The following is a 16172-nucleotide window of genomic DNA, read 5'->3' as shown; positions in this document are numbered from 1 at the left end:
TGGTGATCACAGCCGGTGAGGCCCGCGGGAGACGGACGCTTGCGATGTCAGCCGGTGCGATGGCAATGGCCGTGCGGCTTGAGTCCCCACCTGTTCGGCACCATCATCGTTGGCATGCCCACGCATGCCTGCACCGATCCCAAGCACCATGTCCACGACGGCGCCGCCTTCGTGGACGCGGTCGAGCGCGCCTGCCGCGAGCGTGGCCTGCGCCTGACGCCGATCCGCGCGCATGTGCTGGGCCTGATCGCCGAGGCCGAGCAGCCGATCAAGGCCTATGACCTGCTGGACCGGGTACGCGAGGGTGGCGGTCCCGGCGCCGCGGGGCCTCCGACGGTCTACCGCGCGCTCGATTTCCTGCTGGCCAACGGGTTCATCCACAAGCTGCAGTCGGTCAACGCCTTCGTCGCCTGCCACCACCCGAGCACCGCCCAGCATTCCGTTCCGTTCCTGATCTGCGATACCTGCCATGCGGCGGTGGAGCTGGAGGACAGCAAGATCGTCGCGGCGCTGGATGAGCGCGCGCGCGCGCTGGGGTTCCAGCCGCGGGCGCAGACCCTGGAAGTGCACGGCACCTGCCGCGACTGTGCGGCCAACGAGGGGATCGCCCGCTAGCGTGCCACTGCGGCGGGGAACAGGTCCTCGCTGCCGGCGGGCAGCGAACCCTCCAGCCGCAGCAGGAAGGCCTTGGTCGGCAGTCCGCCGCCGAATCCGGTGAGCGCACCGTTGGCGCCGATCACGCGGTGGCAGGGCAGCACGATCGGCAGCGGATTGCGGCCGTTCGCGGCCCCGACGGCGCGCATGGCCGACGGTCGCCCGATGCGCTGGGCAAGGTCGCGATAGCTCCAGGTGGCGCCATAGGGGATCTGCGCCAGGGTGGACCACACCTCGCGCTGGAAGCCGGTGCCATGGGGCGACAGCGGCAGGTCGAAGGCCTGGCGCGTGCCTGCGAAGTACTCCTCGAGCTGGCGGACGGTCTGCACCAGCACGTCGTTGCTGCCTTCGGTCCAGTCCTGTCCGGGCGGTGGCGGACGCGGCGGGGGAAAGTCGATGCGGCGCAGGCCGGTGTCGTCCGCGACCAGGGTGAGCACGCCGATCGGCGTGTCCAGGTGCATGAAGGTGGTGCTGGGCATCAGGGGGTTCCTCGTATCGGGCGCCGGGGACGGGCGGGGCGCAGTGCCGGACGTGGCGCGGAAGCGTTCACGGCAGGTGTCGGCATGGCCTCTTTCCAGAGGTGGATCACCGCGTAGGCGCGCCACGGCCGCCAGCGCTCGGCGCGCGCCGCGGCGGCCTTTTCCGACAGTGCGCCGCCGTTGTCGGCGAGCGCCTTGCGCAGCACCAGGTCGCCTGCCGGGAATGCGTCCGGGTGGCCCAGCGCGCGCAGGGCGATGTACTGCGCCGTCCACGGTCCAATGCCGGGCAGGGCGACCCAGCGCGCGACGAAGGCGTCGAGCGGACGCTCCGGATTGAAGTCGACGCGACCGTCGAGCAGCGCCGCGGCCATTCCGCGGAGGGTGTCGGCGCGGGCGCGGGTGAGGCCGATCGAGCCGAGATCGGCGTCCACCAGGGCCTCCGGCGTCGGGAACACGCGTTCGAGTCCGTCACCGAATGGCGCGCCCAGGGCCTCGCCATAGCGCTGCGCGAGCCGGGTCGCCAAGGTCCGTGCCGCGGTCACGCTGACCTGCTGGCCGAGCACGGCGCGGACCGCGACCTCGAAGCCGTCCCAGCCACTGGGCAGGCGCAGCCCGGGTCGCGCCCGGAGCAGGGGCGCGAGGCGTGGATCCGACGACAGCGCGCTGGAGATCACCTCCGGGTCGGCATCAAGGTCGAACATGCGCCGCAGCCGCTGCACGATGTCGAGCAGGCGCGATGCCAGCGGCGCGTGCAGCTCCAGCTTCAGCGCATGCTCCGCCGGCCATTGGGAGACCCGCAGCCAGCCGTTCGCGCCTCCGGGGCCGCCGATGACGCGCGCGTAGCCGCCGGCATCCACGCGTTCGATTCCGGGCAGGGCGCGGCCGCGCAGGAAGTCGAGCATCGCCGCGAAGTCGTAGGGCGGGCGGTAGCCCAGGCGCAGCGCCAACGTGTCGCCACCCGCGCGCGCGGCGGCGCCGGGCTGCCGGCGGAGGTCGCGGGGCGCCATGCGGTAGGCGTCGCGGAAGGTGGTGTTGAAGCGGCGCAGGCTGCCGAAGCCTGCGGCCAGGGCGACCTCGGTGATCGGCAGCGCGGTTTCGGTGAGCAGCTGCTTGGCGAACAGCAGGCGGCGCGTGCCGTGCACGCCCACCGGCGGCGCGCCCAGGCGCTCCACGAACAGGCGGCGCAGCTGGCGCTCGCCCAGGCCCACGCGCCCCGCGAGCGCCGAGAGCGGCGCCCCGGCCAGCGCGCCCTGGTCGATCAGCGCGAGTGCGCGCGCGATCGCGGCATCGCCGCGGCGCCACGCGCCGTCGGACGGCGACAGCTCCGGGCGGCAACGCAGGCATGGGCGATAGCCGGCGGCCTCCGCGGCGGCGGCGTTGGCGAAGTAGCTCACCCGCTTCGCATACGGGGCCGGGCAGACCGGGCGGCAGTAGATGCGGGTGCTGTGGACGGCGGTGAAGAACAGCCCGTCGAAGCGCGGGTCGCGGCTGCGACGTGCCTGGTCACAGGTCTGCGGCGATGGCAGGGCGGGCTGGGGCATTGACCGAGGCTAGCACCGGCCGCCAGCCGGGACTCGCCGTTTTCGGACACGGGCACCGGCGGCATGGGCACGCCCCTCCCGGGCGGGCGGCGGCCTAGAACAGGATGCGGACGCCGGCGCTGACGCCGCGCCCGGCCTGCGGCGCGAGCTCCTTGAGGAACGAGGTGTGCACGCGCGCCTCGCGGTCGAGCAGGTTGCTGCCGTCGAGGAAGAGTTCCACCGCGTTGCCCGACGGCGTGTCCAGGTGCCAGGCGATGTTCGCGTGTACCAGGGTGTAGCCGTCGGTGGCAGTCTCGTGGGCCGCGACGTCGTCCTGGCGCGCGTAGCGCACCGCACCGACCGCCGCGCGCCAGTGGTTGCCGGCCCAGCGCAGGTCGGCACCCGTGCGCGCCGGCGCGATCCGCGGCAGGTTGCCCGAAAGCGCCAGGGTGGCGAGGTGCTCGTGGCTGTGGTGGCCGTGCGGAACGGACAGCGCGACCTCGCGCGTGCCCTGGCCGTCGAGCCTGCCGCGCACGACGTCGCCGAACGCGCGCAGCGTCCAGGCCCCGGCGTCGCTGTCGATGAAGGTCCATTCCGCCTCGAGTTCGCCGCCGCTGAAGCGCGCGTCCGCCTGCGTCCACGCACGCACCGGCAACCCGGCGTCGACAATGCCGGTGTCGGCGAGGTGGATGAAGTCGGCGTAGCGCACGTGGTACAGCGAGGCACCCACGCGCAGCGGGCCGCGGTGCCAGTGCAGGCCGAACTCGGCGCGGTTGGCGGTTTCCACGTCCAGGCCGGCGTCGCCGAGTTCGTGGCTCTGCGTCGCCACGTGCATGCCGCGGGAATACAGCTCTTCGGCCGTGGGCGAGCGCTGCGCGCGGTCCAGGCCGAACGACAGGTGCACGTCGGGCCCGAGGTCCCAGCGCGAGGCCAGCGACGCGCTCGTGGTCCCGAACGCGCGCGACCGGCCGTCGTCGGCGGCGACGTCGATGCGGTTGCGGTCATGGCGCAGGCCCAGCTCGAGGCGGGCCCGGCCGAAGTCGCGTTCGCCGATCCAGAACAGGCCGGCATCACGCGCGTCCGAATCCGGCACGAAGGCCTCGGCCCCGAGCGCGGCGAAGTCGCGCTGCAGCCACTGCAGGCCGAACGCGCCTTCCCAGCCGCCGACAGCGCGGTGCGCCAGTTCCAGACGGCCTTCGAGGGTGGTGTTGTCGAACACCGTGCCGACCGCGTCGCCTTCGTATTCGGTGTGGGTGTAGCGGGTGTGTGCGACGCGTGCGCGCAGGCTCTGGAACGGGCCGACGTCGTCGAGCCCGCCGCGCGCTTCGCTGCGGCGCTGGTCCATCACGATCCGCACGCCGTGCACGCCGCCCGCGTCGCCGTGAGCCTCCTGCCCGTCATGCCCGTGGCCGTCGTCGGGTCCGTGGGCACCGTCGTCGGCGTGGACATGGCCCGGCACCCCATAGCGCGTGTTGAACAGGCTCTGGCCGAAGCCGAGGAAACCGCGGTCGCCGACCCACGACAGTCCAAGGGCGCCGCTGTCGGTCCGCACGAAGCTGTTGGGCAGGGTGCCGTAGGCGTCCGCGTGGTCCTCCGCGCCGCCATGGTCGGCGTCCCCCTGGTCGCCGCGGTGGTCCTGGTCCGGGTGGCCGTGTCCGGCGCGCAGCGCGGCGCTTTCCGCATATCCGGGGATGTCGATGTCACCGGTCTCCCGGTGCAGGGCGTCGACGTGGAAGACCAGGCGCCCGGATGCGGAGGTGCCGTCGAGGCGGACCATGCCGGTGCGCGCGTCGTTGACGCTGCCGGCGCGCAGCTCGGCGCGGCCTTCCAGCGGGCGCGACGTCGCCGCCTCGGGAATGCGCCCGTCCACGACGTTCACCGCGCCGCCGATGGCGCCGTTGCCATAGAGCAGGCTGGCGGGGCCCTTCAGCACCTCGATCTGGCTGGCGAGGAACGGCTCGATGCTGACCGCGTGGTCGACGCTGACTGTGGACACATCGCCCGCGGCCAGGCCGTCGCTCAGCACCTGCACGCGCGCGCCCTCGAGGCCGCGGATGATCGGCCGGCCCACGCCGGCGCCGAAGAACGACGACTGCACGCCGGGCAGGCGCGAAACGGTCTCGCCGATCGAGCCGGCCTTCGCCTCGTCCAGGCGCTCGCCCGCGAGCACGGCGACCGGCCGCGCCAGGTCCTCGGCGGTGCGCGCGATCGGGTTGGCGCGCACGGTCAGCGCGTCGAGATCGGTGACGCCGTGGTCGTAGTCGTGGTCGTGGTCGTGGTCGTGGTCGTGGCCGCCGGCATCGGCGACAGGAACATCCTGCGCCGTCACGGGCAGGCTCCACAGGGCGAGCAGGATGGCAGCGGCCAGGGTTCGGGCGGGCAAGGCGCAGGGCGTCGCGCTGGACGGGGCGCAACGGGGGGCCGTGAGTGAAGCGTCGGGGCGGGCTGCGGGGTGGGCTGGCTGTGGCATCGGTCTGGCGTGCGTGGACATTGGTGGAATGTTATATTGTTTCATCTCCGACGCCACCCAACCAACGTCATGGCCTCAACGTGCAAGCTCAAGAGAGCCGACCGGATCGGCTTCGCCGCGTCCTTCCTGTGCGCGCTGCACTGCGCGCTGCTGCCGCTGGTGCTCGCGCTGATGCCGACGCTGGGGCTGTCGGCGGGTGGCTGGGTCGACATCGACCAGGCGGTGACGGTGTTCGCGACCCTGCTGGGCTGCACGACGCTGGCCATCGGCTGGCGGCGGCACCGCGCGTTCCGCGCCTGGATGCTGCTGGTCCCAGGCCTGGCCCTGGTCTGGGTGGGTGCCTTCAGCCCGCTGCATGACCATGGCCCGCTGCACGCCGGACTGATGACCGTCGGCGGCCTGATGATCGCCGGCGCGCACCTGCTCAACCTGCGCCTGACCCACGCCGCGGCGGCCCGCCAGCCGGCGTGAAACCCGCGCCCGTGCTAGGATGCGCGCCCTGTGGCGTGCAAGGGCGCGCCCACCGAACGATACGAATCCAGGAGCAACAGATGGGCAAGGGCGACCGCAAGACGGCCAAGGGCAAGCGCTACAACTCCAGCTACGGCAACGCGCGCAGCAAGGCCACCGAAAAGGCCGCGGGCACGTCCGCCGCGCCGGTCGCGAAGAAGGCCTCGGCCAAGACCGTGTCCAAGGCTCCGGCCAAGAAGGTCGTGGCGAAGAAGACCGCTGCCAAGGACTGACCCCCGTTAAGGGACCCCGCGGCGGCATGCCGCGGACGCAGTCGCAGCGAAGCCCCGCCAGTGCGGGGCTTCGTCGTTTCAGGGCGTACCGGCGCCGGCCTCGATCTCCGCCCAGACGCGCATCAGGTTGCCGCCGAGGATCTTGCGGATGTCCGCGTCGGAATGGCCGCGGGCCTGGAGCCCGGCGACCAGGTTGGGAAAGTCGGCGACGGTGCGCAACCCTTCGGGCAGCTCGCCGTCCACGCCGTCGAAATCCGACCCGATGCCGACGTGGTCCACTCCGATCAGCTTCACCGCATAGTCGATCTGGTCGAGCACGTCGCTCATCGGCGCCTCCACCTTCGGATGGTCGACCGCCCACTGCGCCTCGAAGGCCGTGCGGTCCAGCGCCGGCTCGCCGGCGGCGACACGCTCGGCGCTGCGACGGTCGAAGGCCAGCGACTCGCGGAACCAGTCGCGGGTGTTGGCCGCGGCCTTCGGGTTCACGAACGCGGTGCCGAACGGGATCTGCACCACGCCGCCCTTCGACGCGATCAGCTGCGCCAGCTCGTCGCTGAGGTTGCGCTCGAAGTCCGGCGTGAAGTGGCGCAGCGCCGAGTGGCTGGCGATCACCGGCACCCGGCTCAGCGCGACCGCTTGCCGGGTGGCCTCGTCGGAGATGTGCGAGACATCGACCATGATGCCGAGCCGGTTCATCTCCGCGATCACCTCGCGCCCGAACGGGCTCAGCCCGTTCCAGCGCTTCTCCACCGTGTAGGAGGAGTCGGCGATGCGGTTGTTGCCGCTGTGCGCGAGCGTGATGTAGCGCACGCCGCGCTGGTGGAAGAAGGCGAGCTGCGCGAGGTCGTCGCCGATGGGTCCCCCGTTTTCCAGGCCAAGCGGCAGCAGCACGCGACCGCCTTCGAGCAGGCGCCCGGCGTCGCCCGGCGACGTGAGGATGGCGAAGCGGTCGGGATGGCGTGCGGCCAGGGCCTCGACCGCATCGATCTGCGCGTTGGCCGCCTGCCAGGCACCGCCGGCTTCGTCTTGCCGCGCCGAGGTGTAGATCGACATGAAGGCCACGTCCAGACCGCCCTCGCGCGCGCGCGGCCAGTCGAACTCGCGGTCGGGCGCGGCTTCCCCGAGGTCGGCCCAGTTGGACACCAGGACACCCGGCGCGTCGATATGCGTGTCGACGATCAGGGCGTCCCGCGCCAGCGCGCGTGCGGCATCGGTGGCCTGCGCCAGGGCGGCTGCCGGGAGCGCCAGCGAGGCAAGGGCAAGTGCGAGGGCGTGGCGGTGGAGGCGTCGTGGCATCAGGCGGGTCCTCGGGATGGAAGCGGATTGGAGGTAGCGGCGCACACAGCCGCAGCCGGCGCGCAGGGATGGACGGCGAAGGTGGCGCAAGGCGCTGGCGTCGTGGTCATGCAGGCGGTGCACGGTGCACGATCACGCCAGCCGCCGCCCGGCGCAATGCACCGACTCCACCAGCGCGCCGCCCAACCAGTAGCAGAGCGCCGCGGGCTCGCGCACGCGCCAGCGCACGAAGTCCGCGCGCAGTCCCGCGCGCAACACGCCGCGGTCATCGAGCCCCAGTGCGCGCGCGCCGTGCAGGGTGGCGCCGCGGAGCGCTTCGGCCGGCGTCAGCCGGAAGTGCGTGCAGGCCAGCTGCATCGCCTGCCGCAGCGACATCAGCGGCGAGGTGCCGGGATTGCAGTCGGTGGCGATCGCCATGGCGACGCCGGCGGCACGGAAGGCGTCGATCGGCGGCGGCGTGGTTTCGCGCAGCACGTGGAAGGCGCCCGGCAGCAGCACCGCCACGGTGCCGGCGGCGGCCATCGCCGCGACGCCGCCCGCCGAGGTGTGCTCGACATGGTCGGCCGAGAGCCCGCCGAACTCCGCCACGAGCGCCGCGCCTTCGCCATCGCTCAGCTGGTCGGCATGCAGCTTGACCGGCAGGCCCAGCCCGCGCGCGGTGTCGAACACGCGGCGCGTCTGCGCGGCGCTGAAGCCGATGCGCTCGCAGAAGGCATCGACGGCGTCCACCAGGCCCTCCGCGTGCAGGCGGGGCAGCCAGGCGCAGACCGCATCGATATAGGCGTCGGCATCGCCCGTGTATTCCGGCGGCAGTGCATGCGCGCCCAGGAAGGTGGTGTGGACCGGGATGCCGAGGATTTCGCCCAGCCGCCGGGCCACGCGCAGCATCTTGCGCTCGTTGTCGAAATCCAGCCCGTAGCCCGACTTCAGCTCCAGCGTGGTCACGCCATCGGCGACGAGGGCGCGCGCGCGCGGCAGCGACTGCGCGAGCAGCGCGTCCTCGTCGGCCGCGCGCGTGGCATGCACCGTGGACACGATGCCGCCACCGGCGCGCGCGATCTCTTCGTAACCCGCGCCCGAAAGGCGCTGCTCGAACTCACCGGCGCGGTCGCCGGCAAACACGAGATGCGTGTGGCAATCGACCAGGCCGGGCGTGACCAGGTCGCCGCCGGCGTCGATCACCTCGCGCGCCAGTGCGGCAGGCGCCGCCGGAAGACCGGCCATCGCGCCTGCATACACGATGCGTCCGTCACGCCAGCCCAGTGCGCCGTCCTTGATGAGGCCGTAACCCTCGTCCGTGTCCAGGGTCGCCACTCGTGCGCCGGTCAGGAGGCCATCCCAGCGCTCAGCGACCATCGAGGACCCCGCTGGGAAGGGCCCGGGCAAACAGGGCGTCGGGCGGATGTGGCATGGCGCGGACCTCGTCTGGCGTCGACGCGGTAGCCTATCGCACCCTGCTGCCGGATCGCCCCGCCATGACCGCACGTCCCGCCCGCGATGACGCCGTCCTCGTCCAGCAGGTCGACGGTGGCTGGCGCCTGCCGGGGATCGCGAACCTGCACTCGCACGCCTTCCAGCGCGCCATGGCCGGCCTTGCCGAGCGCCAGACGCATCCCGAGGACTCGTTCTGGACCTGGCGCGAGACCATGTACCGCATGGCGGCGCGCTTCGATCCCGACACGCTGCATGCAGTCGCGAGCCAGCTCTACGTGGAAATGCTGGAAGCCGGCTACACCACCGTGTGCGAGTTCCACTACCTGCACCATGCGCCCGACGGGCGTGCCTACGACGATCCGGCGGCGATGTCGCGCGCGCTGGTCCAGGCCGCACGCGACACCGGCATCCGCCTGCTCCTGCTGCCGGTGCTGTACATGACCGGTGGCTTCGATGGCCGCCCGCTGGGTGAGCGCCAGAAACGGTTCGGCCATGGCGTGGACACGTACCTGCGGCTGCTTGATGCGCTGCGTGCGGAGGAGGAGGACGGGATGCTTCGCATCGGCTGCGCGCTGCACAGCCTGCGTGCGGTGCCGGCGGACGCCATGCGTGCGGTCCTCGCCGCGCTGCCGGCGGATGCACGCATCCATATCCATGTCGCCGAACAGGTTGGCGAAGTGCAGGACTGCCTCGCCATGCGCGACCTGCGGCCGGTGGAGTGGCTGCTGCAGAACGCGGCGGTCGACACGCGCTGGACCCTGGTGCACGCCACCCACCTCAACGACCGGGAGGTTGCGGGCATCGCGCGGAGCGGTGCCACGGTCGCCATCTGCCCGACCACCGAGGCCAACCTCGGCGACGGCCTGTTCCGGCTGCGCGACTTCCTCGATGCCGGCGGTGCATGGGGCATCGGCTCCGACTCGCACATCTCGGTGTCGCCGGTGGAGGAGTTGCGCTGGCTGGAATACGGCCAGCGCCTGCTGCGCCAGCGTCGCAACATCGCGGTGTCGGCCGCGACCCCAAGCGTGGGCGAAGCGCTGCTCCACGGCGCCCTGGCCAGCGCCAGCAACGCCACCGGTTTCGCGGTCGAGGACGACGCGATCGTGCTCAACGCGGGCTCCCCGCTGCTCGCCGGCGCGGGCGCGGCCGACGTGGCAGACCGCTGGATCTTCAGCGGCAACCGCCCGGCCGTGCGCGAGGTGCGCGTGGGCGGGCGACGCGTGGTGGCCGATGGCATGCACGTCGCGCGCGACCTGGTGCTGCCGCGGTACCGGGAGGCCGTCGGCAGGCTGCTGCAGGGAGCGTAGCCGCCACCGCCGCTGCAGGCCGCCCGCGTGGATCAGACGATCGGGGGCGCCACCGCACGCCAAGCATTGGCGATGATCGACGTCACCGTGGAATAGACTTCCTGCAGCACGCGTTCAACCGGATCGGTGAACTCCAGCCGGTAGGAGGCCTTGGCCTCGAGTTGCGCCTTCAACGGTGCGATGTTGTGCGCGTCGGGGATGTTCGACAGTCCCGCCGGGTTGTTGAACTGGATGTGCGTACCCAGCGTGTCGGGCAGCATGTCGAAGATCGGCATCTGCCGCTGCACGAAGCTCGCGAAGTCGCCGTCGATGCTGTAGTGGCGCATCTGCCCCTGGTCGGCGCGGTGGCGCGTCACCACCGGGTCGAGGCCATGCTGGCGCAGCACGTTGTCGTGGATGCCCTGCGCGCTGAAGGTCACCGCGGTGCTGCCGGTGGCCGCGGCCGCGAGCGAGGCCAGTCCGCCGCCCAGCGAGTGGCCGGTGTAGACCACGTTGTCCCCGCCAAAGGCGTTCTCCGCCTGGTGCGCCAGTGCAACGGCGTTGTCGTACTGCCTGGTCTGGAAGCCGGCCGACTGCGCGATCACCGTGCCCACGTCCTCCACGCCGCCGGTGTCGTTCCCGGCGTAGGCGACCACGAAGCGGCCATTGCCGTCCGTATAGACGCCCGCTTCCATGCCGTCGGCATAGAGCGGGCCCGGGTCGATGCCGGCAGCGGCCAGCTCGCCATCACCCATGCGTTGCCAGCCCGGCGCATCGCTGCGCGCATAGACCGCGCTGGCGATGTCGGCCATCGCGCCATCGAAGCCCCAGTGCGGCTGCGCGCCGCTGACCGACTGGTCGAAGCCGGCATCGCGCGGCGCGACATGACCACGCGACGGATCGAGTTCGGCCTGGATCTGGCGGAAGAACTGGTCGGCGGCGCGGAGGGCGTCCTGGATGATCGGCTGCAGCATGGGTGGGCACCTTCTCGTCCTTGGATCGAAGCGAGTCTCTGGACCCGGGCCCCCACGGACAAGCTGGGGGCGGGCCTAGGTGCGACAACGCTCGCGGATTGGCGCCGCATCGGGATTGCCCCATGTGGCGCCCTCCGTGCCGCTGTGGTCCCGTGGCCGCACCAGGGGGCCACGACGGACAGCAGGAAGGGAGATTCCATGAAGACACTGAAGTTGCCGGCAGCCGCGATGCTGCTGGCCGCCACGGCATTGGGCAGCGCGGGCGCCCATGCCGCCAGGGATGACAAGGCGCTGGCGGCCGGGGTCCGGGCGCTCGAACAGGAGCAGGGCGCCGCAATCGCCCTGCAGGCCAGGGAGCGCGCGGCCTATCCGGACTATTTCGAGCAGGCCTACGAGCGCTACCCGTCGCTGCCACGCGGTGTGCTGGAAGCCATCGCCTATGCGGAAACCAACTGGACCCATGTGCAGCCCGATCCGCACGAGGCATCCGGGCACCGCCACATGCCCGCATCGCACGGCGTGATGGGGCTCTATCGTGGCGAGGGCTTCGCCAACCAGGTTGCCGAAGGCGCGAAGCTGCTTGGCGTGAGCGAGCGGCTGGTGATGCTCGATCCGGAAACCAACATCCTGGCGGCCGCCGCGCTGCTGGCGCGCGCGGCGAAGGCCGACGGCCATTCCGGGCGCGTCGACGATGGCGTCGAAGCCATGGCGGGTGCGCTGGCGCGGTATGCCGGCTACGGCAGCGGCGATGGCAACATCCAGGGCTTCGCGCGCCAGAGCTTCGCCTATGAGGTCCTGCAGACCCTGGCGCGGGGCGTGGATGCCGACGGCGTCCGTATCCCGGCGATGCCGGTGGAGATGGCGCGCGCCTTCCCGCGCGAGCGCCTCGCGCTCCTGTCGGCCCCGGCACTGCGCATGGACTACGCGGCGGATGCGGTCACCGCGTTCGACGAACCGGCCGCCCTGGCCACGCCTGCGCGCGCCACTGCCAGGCCCGGCAACATCGGCCGGGCTGCGCTCGATTTCGGCGAGGCGATCTGGAACCCGGCGCACTCGACCAACTACAGCACCGCCGCCAACAGCCGCTCGGCGGTGATCATGCATACCATCGAGGGCAGCTACGCCGGCGGCATTTCCTGGTTCCAGAACCCGACGGCGAACGTCTCCGCGCATTACGTGATCCGGCGCTCGGATGGGCAGGTCACGCAGATGGTGCGCGAACACCACCAGGCCTGGCACGCCGCGTACCACAACAACTACACCATCGGCATCGAACATGACGGACGTGCAGCCGACGCCGGCAACTGGACGGCCGCGATGGTGAACGCGTCAGCGCGCCTCACCCGCAGCATCTGTGCACGCCAGCCGGTCAACTGCGCCTCGGCCTGGCAGGGGCCCGGCTACGACTACTGGCGCGTCGTGCCTGACAACGTGCGCATCAAGGGCCACGGCATGCTGACCAGCAACCAGAACCGGTACGACCCGGGACGGTATTTCCCGTGGGCGAACTTCTACACCCTGATCAACAACGGCGCCCCACCGCCGGCGGCCACGCCGACCTATACGGTCGACACCTGGGCCGCGGCCCCTGGCTTCCCCTCGCCGACCAGCACCGCACAGAGCGGCACCCTGAACCAGGGCACGCACTACGTGTACTGCAAGAGCCTGGGCCGCGAGATCCGCAGTGGTTCCAGCTTCAACCGCTGGTGGCTGAAGACCGACCTCGACGTGGGGCCGGCCAACCAGTTCGTCTCGGCCTACTACCTGTCGCGATGGGGCAACGACGAGGCACGCGACAACGCCGGCTACGACCTGCCGCGCTGCGAAGTGCTGCCGCACGGCGCGATCGCCACCAAGTACTACGCCATGGGTGGCGTGCGCAGCCGCCTGGGCGTGCCCGAGCTCGCCGAAGCCGCCGCGCAGCTGGGTGGCCGCTTCCAGCAGTTCAGGAACGGCATGATCCTGTGGCATTCGCGTACCGGCGCATTCGCGGTGAACGGCAGGATCCTCGACCGGTTCCGCGCCAGCGGCTCGGAAACGCGCTGGGGCTTCGCGCTCATCGACGAGCTCGATGCCGCGGTGTCGCCGGTGTCGGGCCAACGGGGCAAGTTCCAGTACTTCGAGAACGGCTTGTTCCTGTGGTCGCCTGCCACCGACGCGCATCCCGTGCACGGGGCGATCCTGGCGCACTTCGAGAACAACGGTCGCGAAACCGCCTTCGGCTATCCGCTGGCGGCAGAGGAAGCCCACGGCAGCAACGGCCGCAAGCAGCGTTTCGAGCGCCGCACGCTGTTCTGGACCGCCCAGCAGGGCGTCTGGAGCCAGTAACGCGTCACCCGCGGCGGCCGGTGCAATGCCGGCCGCCGCTCCTGCGGGAACCGTCCGCAGGCATGATGTCCGGCCACGCAGCGCGGCCGATGAAAATTTCCGCCGGTCACTGCGACCAATCCTTTCGAGACCCAGCAGAAAGGCATTCGCAACCGGATGGACAGGGAAACGGCGTTCACCGCCATGGTCGAGGACAACCGCGGCGCCCTCGTGCGCCTTGCGCGGCGCTATGCAGGCCCCGACGACTGGCAGGACCTGCTGCAGGAGATGCAGCTGCAGCTCTGGCGGAGCTTCGACAGTTTCGATGGCCGCGCGCAGCGCTCCACCTGGCTGTACCGCGTGGCGCTCAATACCGCACTCAGCCATGTGCGCAAGCCGCGTCGCGACTACCACGCGCTCGACGACGTCCCCGAGCCGGGTGATTGCGGCCATGCCGGAGATCCACTCGCGGTGCTCGACGCCTTCCTCGCCATGCTCGACCCGGTGCAGCGCAGCGTGCTGCTGCTCGATCTTGAAGGCCTGCCGCGCGAGCACGTGGCCGAAGTGCTGGGGCTGAGCGTCAATGCGGTGGCCGTGCGCATGACGCGCCTGCGGCAGCTGTTCGAACAACGTTTCCTGGAGGACTGACGTGGACTGGGACAAGATGCGCAACCAGTGGCGCGACGCCGCGCCCGCGGCTCCCCTGATGGCGGTGGACGAGCTGCGGGCGCTCGATGCCTCATTGTGGAAGAAGGTGCGCCGGCGCGACATGGTGGAAACGGTGGCTGCGGTCGTCGTGGTCATCTTCTTCGCACTGACAGCGGTCGGAACCATGGCCGAACGCGAGTGGGTGCAGGCCGGGTTCGCGCTGTTGATCGTCGCGTGGGCCGCGTGGCTGCCGTTCCAGTTGCGCCGCGCGCGCCTTGCAGCCGAGGTGGATGGCCGGGCCGTGTCGATACTGGATCACCTGCGCCGCCAGCGTGACGCGGCGCTGGAGCAGGCACGCATGCTGGAGCGAGTCTGGCTGTGGTACCTGACGCCGCCGGCGACCGGGCTTGTCGGCCTGACCCTTGCGCGCGATGGCGTGACAAAGGGGGCGTTGATCTACATCGCGTCCGCCCTGTTGCTGTATGCCGGCATCGCGTGGCTCAACCGGCGCACGGCGCGGACGCGGTTCCGCGCCCATGCCGACACGCTGCGACGGCAGATCCGCGAGCTCGAACAGGACGCTGGTTGAGCGCGTCACAGATCGCGCCCTGCATTCGTCACCCACACGCAAGCATCGACAGGAGGAAGGACCCATGGTCACCCGGCACATCGCGATCGCCCCCGTATCTGCCGCCATCACTATCGCGATCGCCATGGTCGCGACGTGCAACGCCCACGCGGCCGATGACGCATCGCTCGCCGCGGTTGTCGACCAGCGTCTGGCCGGCGACCGCACGGGCGCGTGCATGGCGGCGGCCGTGATCGACAAGGGAGCCGTGGCGCGTGCCTTCCGTTGTGCCGACCCCCCCGCGCAGCTGACGCGCATCGGGCCCGACAGCGCCTTCGAGATCGGATCGGTCGCCAAGACCATGACCGCGACCCTCCTGGCCGACCTCATCGTGCAGGGCAAGGGCTCGCTCGACGACCCGCTGGCGGCGTGGCTCCCGGCCGGTACCACGGTGCCGGAGTTTGAGGGGCAACCGATCCTGCTGCGCCACGTGGTCATGCATACCAGTGGACTGCCGGCGCTGCCGTCGCGCATGCAGGTCCCGAATCCGGCCGATCCCTATGCCGCCCTGACGCTCGAGGACCTGCTGGCGTCGCTTGGCGACGTGCACCTGGCGGAAGCGCCGGGTACGCGGTTCGCGTACTCCAACTTCGCCTCCATGCTGCTGTCGCATGCCGTGGCCCATCGCGCCGGGCTCGACTTCGAGACCCTGGTGCGCACCCGCCTGTTCGAGCCGCTGGGGATGGAGGGCGCCTACATCGCGCGGCGACCCGATGGCACGCGCGCGGCCGGCGGCCATACCCCCAATGGACTGCCCGCGCCCGCGTGGACCCTTCCGACGGAGCTTGCCGGTGCCGGCGGCGTGCGCGCCACGCTCGACGACATGGTCGCCTATGTGCACGCCAACCTGGACCCGTCGGAAACCCCGCTGCAGGCGGCGATCGAACTGGCGCAGCAGCCGCTCGGCGGGCAGCCGCCGATGGCGATGAACTGGATGCTGATGCCGGTGGCCGGCCGCAGCGTGCTGGTGCACGAGGGCGGCACGGGCGGGTTCTCCTCCTTCGTCTCGGTCGACCGCCAGGCCGGGCGCGGGGTGGTGGTGCTGTCCGACACCAGCTGGACCGCCATCGGCGGCCTGGGCAGCCTCGCGCTGCACCTGGTGGACGCGTCGCTGCCGCTTGGCAAGCCACGGACCGCAGCGGCTCCACCGCCGGCCCTGCTCGACGGCCTGGCCGGCGAGTACCAGCTGCAGGGAATGATGAAGATCAGCCTGCGCCAGCGCGGCGGCAAGCTGTTCGCGCAGGCGGAGGGGCAGCCGGAGTTCGAGCTGGCCTACGACAGCGCCGGAGACTTCCATCCGCTCGCGGTGGATGCGCTGCTGAAGCCGCAGCGGCGGCCCGACGGCAGCCATGCCTTCACCTGGATGCAGGGCGGTGGCGCGATGCCGGCCACGCGGCTGGATGCCGACGGGGTCGCGCCGCGGCGGCAGGCACTCCCGGCCGACGCGCTCGCGGCGTATGCCGGTGACTACACGCTCATGCCGGGCTTCGTGCTGAGCGTACGCGGCCGCGATGGCGGTCTGTTCGCCCAGGCGACCGGACAGGGCGAGTTCGCGCTCGAGGCCGCCGGCCCCGACCGCTTCGATGCACCGGCCTTCGGCATCGGCATCGTGTTCATCCGCGGCGTGGAGGGTGGCGTCGCATCGCTGGAGCTCCACCAGGGCGGGCAGATCCTGCGCGGGCCGCGCGACTGAGGGCGGCCACGGACACGGGCAGCTGGACATGAAGCCCTAG

The 16172-nt window shown here is 71.4% G+C and carries 14 protein-coding genes; 8 read left to right on the top strand and 6 right to left on the bottom strand.

The window, feature by feature from the left end; all coding sequences use genetic code 11:
* Positions 1–114: 114 nt before the first annotated feature.
* Positions 115–615 (top strand): transcriptional repressor, encoded by a 501-nt coding sequence (locus JGR68_RS10305; RefSeq protein WP_199359862.1) that lies wholly within the window; start codon positions 115–117, stop codon positions 613–615.
* Here the strand turns inward: JGR68_RS10305 and JGR68_RS10300 are convergent.
* The 3 genes from JGR68_RS10300 to JGR68_RS10290 form a co-directional block, all read right to left on the bottom strand.
* Positions 612–1133: a methylated-DNA--[protein]-cysteine S-methyltransferase gene (locus JGR68_RS10300; RefSeq protein ID WP_199359863.1), complete on the bottom strand. Its 522-nt coding sequence runs from the start codon at positions 1131–1133 to the stop codon at positions 612–614. The genes JGR68_RS10305 and JGR68_RS10300 overlap by 4 nt on opposite strands.
* Positions 1133–2674 (bottom strand): DNA-3-methyladenine glycosylase 2, encoded by a 1542-nt coding sequence (locus JGR68_RS10295; protein WP_199359864.1) that lies wholly within the window; start codon positions 2672–2674, stop codon positions 1133–1135. The genes JGR68_RS10300 and JGR68_RS10295 overlap by 1 nt, the downstream gene beginning before the upstream one ends.
* Before the next feature lie 94 nt (positions 2675–2768).
* Positions 2769–5036, bottom strand: a complete 2268-nt coding sequence (locus JGR68_RS10290) for a TonB-dependent receptor (protein ID WP_234446495.1) — start codon at positions 5034–5036, stop codon at positions 2769–2771.
* A gap of 156 nt (positions 5037–5192) precedes the next feature.
* Between JGR68_RS10290 and JGR68_RS10285 the strand changes: the two genes are divergently transcribed.
* Together JGR68_RS10285 and JGR68_RS10280 are read left to right on the top strand one after the other, a co-directional pair.
* Entirely contained in the window at positions 5193–5594 is a 402-nt protein-coding gene (locus JGR68_RS10285; protein ID WP_199359866.1) for a MerC domain-containing protein, read from the top strand.
* 80 nt (positions 5595–5674) lie between these two features.
* Positions 5675–5866, top strand: coding sequence for a 30S ribosomal protein THX (locus tag JGR68_RS10280; protein WP_199359867.1), 192 nt, complete (start codon positions 5675–5677; stop codon positions 5864–5866).
* A gap of 78 nt (positions 5867–5944) precedes the next feature.
* Here the strand turns inward: JGR68_RS10280 and JGR68_RS10275 are convergent, their stop codons facing one another.
* Together JGR68_RS10275 and hutI are read right to left on the bottom strand one after the other, a co-directional pair.
* Positions 5945–7162 carry a dipeptidase gene (locus JGR68_RS10275; protein ID WP_199359868.1) on the bottom strand — a complete coding sequence of 406 codons (1218 nt, stop codon included), beginning with the start codon at positions 7160–7162 and terminating at the stop codon, positions 5945–5947.
* Between the two features lie 132 nt (positions 7163–7294).
* On the bottom strand, positions 7295–8518 hold the full coding sequence (gene hutI, locus JGR68_RS10270; protein ID WP_199359869.1) for an imidazolonepropionase: 1224 nt from the start codon (positions 8516–8518) through the stop codon (positions 7295–7297).
* A gap of 119 nt (positions 8519–8637) precedes the next feature.
* On the opposite strand from hutI, the gene JGR68_RS10265 reads away from it, so the two are divergent.
* The gene (locus JGR68_RS10265) at positions 8638–9903 is read left to right on the top strand and encodes a formimidoylglutamate deiminase (protein WP_234446494.1); all 1266 of its coding nucleotides are present in this window, start codon (positions 8638–8640) and stop codon (positions 9901–9903) included.
* Between the two features lie 32 nt (positions 9904–9935).
* On the opposite strand, the gene JGR68_RS10260 is transcribed toward JGR68_RS10265, so the two are convergent.
* Entirely contained in the window at positions 9936–10856 is a 921-nt protein-coding gene (locus tag JGR68_RS10260) for a hypothetical protein (RefSeq protein WP_199359871.1), read from the bottom strand.
* A 198-nt stretch (positions 10857–11054) separates the two neighbouring features.
* Between JGR68_RS10260 and JGR68_RS10255 the strand changes: the two genes are divergently transcribed.
* From JGR68_RS10255 to JGR68_RS10240, 4 genes are all read left to right on the top strand, one after another.
* Complete coding sequence (locus tag JGR68_RS10255; protein ID WP_199359872.1) at positions 11055–13184, top strand: N-acetylmuramoyl-L-alanine amidase; 2130 nt, start codon at positions 11055–11057, stop codon at positions 13182–13184.
* A 156-nt stretch (positions 13185–13340) separates the two neighbouring features.
* Positions 13341–13811, top strand: coding sequence for a sigma-70 family RNA polymerase sigma factor (locus tag JGR68_RS10250; protein WP_199359873.1), 471 nt, complete (start codon positions 13341–13343; stop codon positions 13809–13811).
* A gap of 1 nt (position 13812) precedes the next feature.
* Positions 13813–14400, top strand: coding sequence for a hypothetical protein (locus JGR68_RS10245; protein ID WP_199359874.1), 588 nt, complete (start codon positions 13813–13815; stop codon positions 14398–14400).
* Between the two features lie 64 nt (positions 14401–14464).
* The gene (locus JGR68_RS10240) at positions 14465–16132 is read left to right on the top strand and encodes a serine hydrolase (RefSeq protein WP_199359875.1); all 1668 of its coding nucleotides are present in this window, start codon (positions 14465–14467) and stop codon (positions 16130–16132) included.
* Positions 16133–16172 lie beyond the last annotated feature (40 nt).

The organism is Luteimonas sp. MC1750, assembly GCF_016615955.1.
Taxonomy (GTDB): domain Bacteria; phylum Pseudomonadota; class Gammaproteobacteria; order Xanthomonadales; family Xanthomonadaceae; genus Luteimonas.
Note: the sequence above shows the minus strand (reverse complement) of the source record. Positions and strands in the feature narration are given on the sequence as shown.

What these genes read in the sequence shown, in the direction of transcription:
- JGR68_RS10285 (WP_199359866.1), top strand. Translation starts at nt 5,193, where the DNA reads ATGGCCTCAACGTGCAAGCTCAAGAGAGCCGACCGGATCGGCTTCGCC.
- JGR68_RS10295 (WP_199359864.1), bottom strand. Translation starts at nt 2,674, where the DNA reads ATGCCCCAGCCCGCCCTGCCATCGCCGCAGACCTGTGACCAGGCACGT.
- JGR68_RS10305 (WP_199359862.1), top strand. Translation starts at nt 115, where the DNA reads ATGCCCACGCATGCCTGCACCGATCCCAAGCACCATGTCCACGACGGC.
- JGR68_RS10300 (WP_199359863.1), bottom strand. Translation starts at nt 1,133, where the DNA reads ATGCCCAGCACCACCTTCATGCACCTGGACACGCCGATCGGCGTGCTC.
- hutI (WP_199359869.1), bottom strand. Translation starts at nt 8,518, where the DNA reads ATGGTCGCTGAGCGCTGGGATGGCCTCCTGACCGGCGCACGAGTGGCG.
- JGR68_RS10250 (WP_199359873.1), top strand. Translation starts at nt 13,341, where the DNA reads ATGGACAGGGAAACGGCGTTCACCGCCATGGTCGAGGACAACCGCGGC.
- JGR68_RS10275 (WP_199359868.1), bottom strand. Translation starts at nt 7,162, where the DNA reads ATGCCACGACGCCTCCACCGCCACGCCCTCGCACTTGCCCTTGCCTCG.
- JGR68_RS10255 (WP_199359872.1), top strand. Translation starts at nt 11,055, where the DNA reads ATGAAGACACTGAAGTTGCCGGCAGCCGCGATGCTGCTGGCCGCCACG.
- JGR68_RS10240 (WP_199359875.1), top strand. Translation starts at nt 14,465, where the DNA reads ATGGTCACCCGGCACATCGCGATCGCCCCCGTATCTGCCGCCATCACT.
- JGR68_RS10265 (WP_234446494.1), top strand. Translation starts at nt 8,638, where the DNA reads ATGACCGCACGTCCCGCCCGCGATGACGCCGTCCTCGTCCAGCAGGTC.
- JGR68_RS10260 (WP_199359871.1), bottom strand. Translation starts at nt 10,856, where the DNA reads ATGCTGCAGCCGATCATCCAGGACGCCCTCCGCGCCGCCGACCAGTTC.
- JGR68_RS10280 (WP_199359867.1), top strand. Translation starts at nt 5,675, where the DNA reads ATGGGCAAGGGCGACCGCAAGACGGCCAAGGGCAAGCGCTACAACTCC.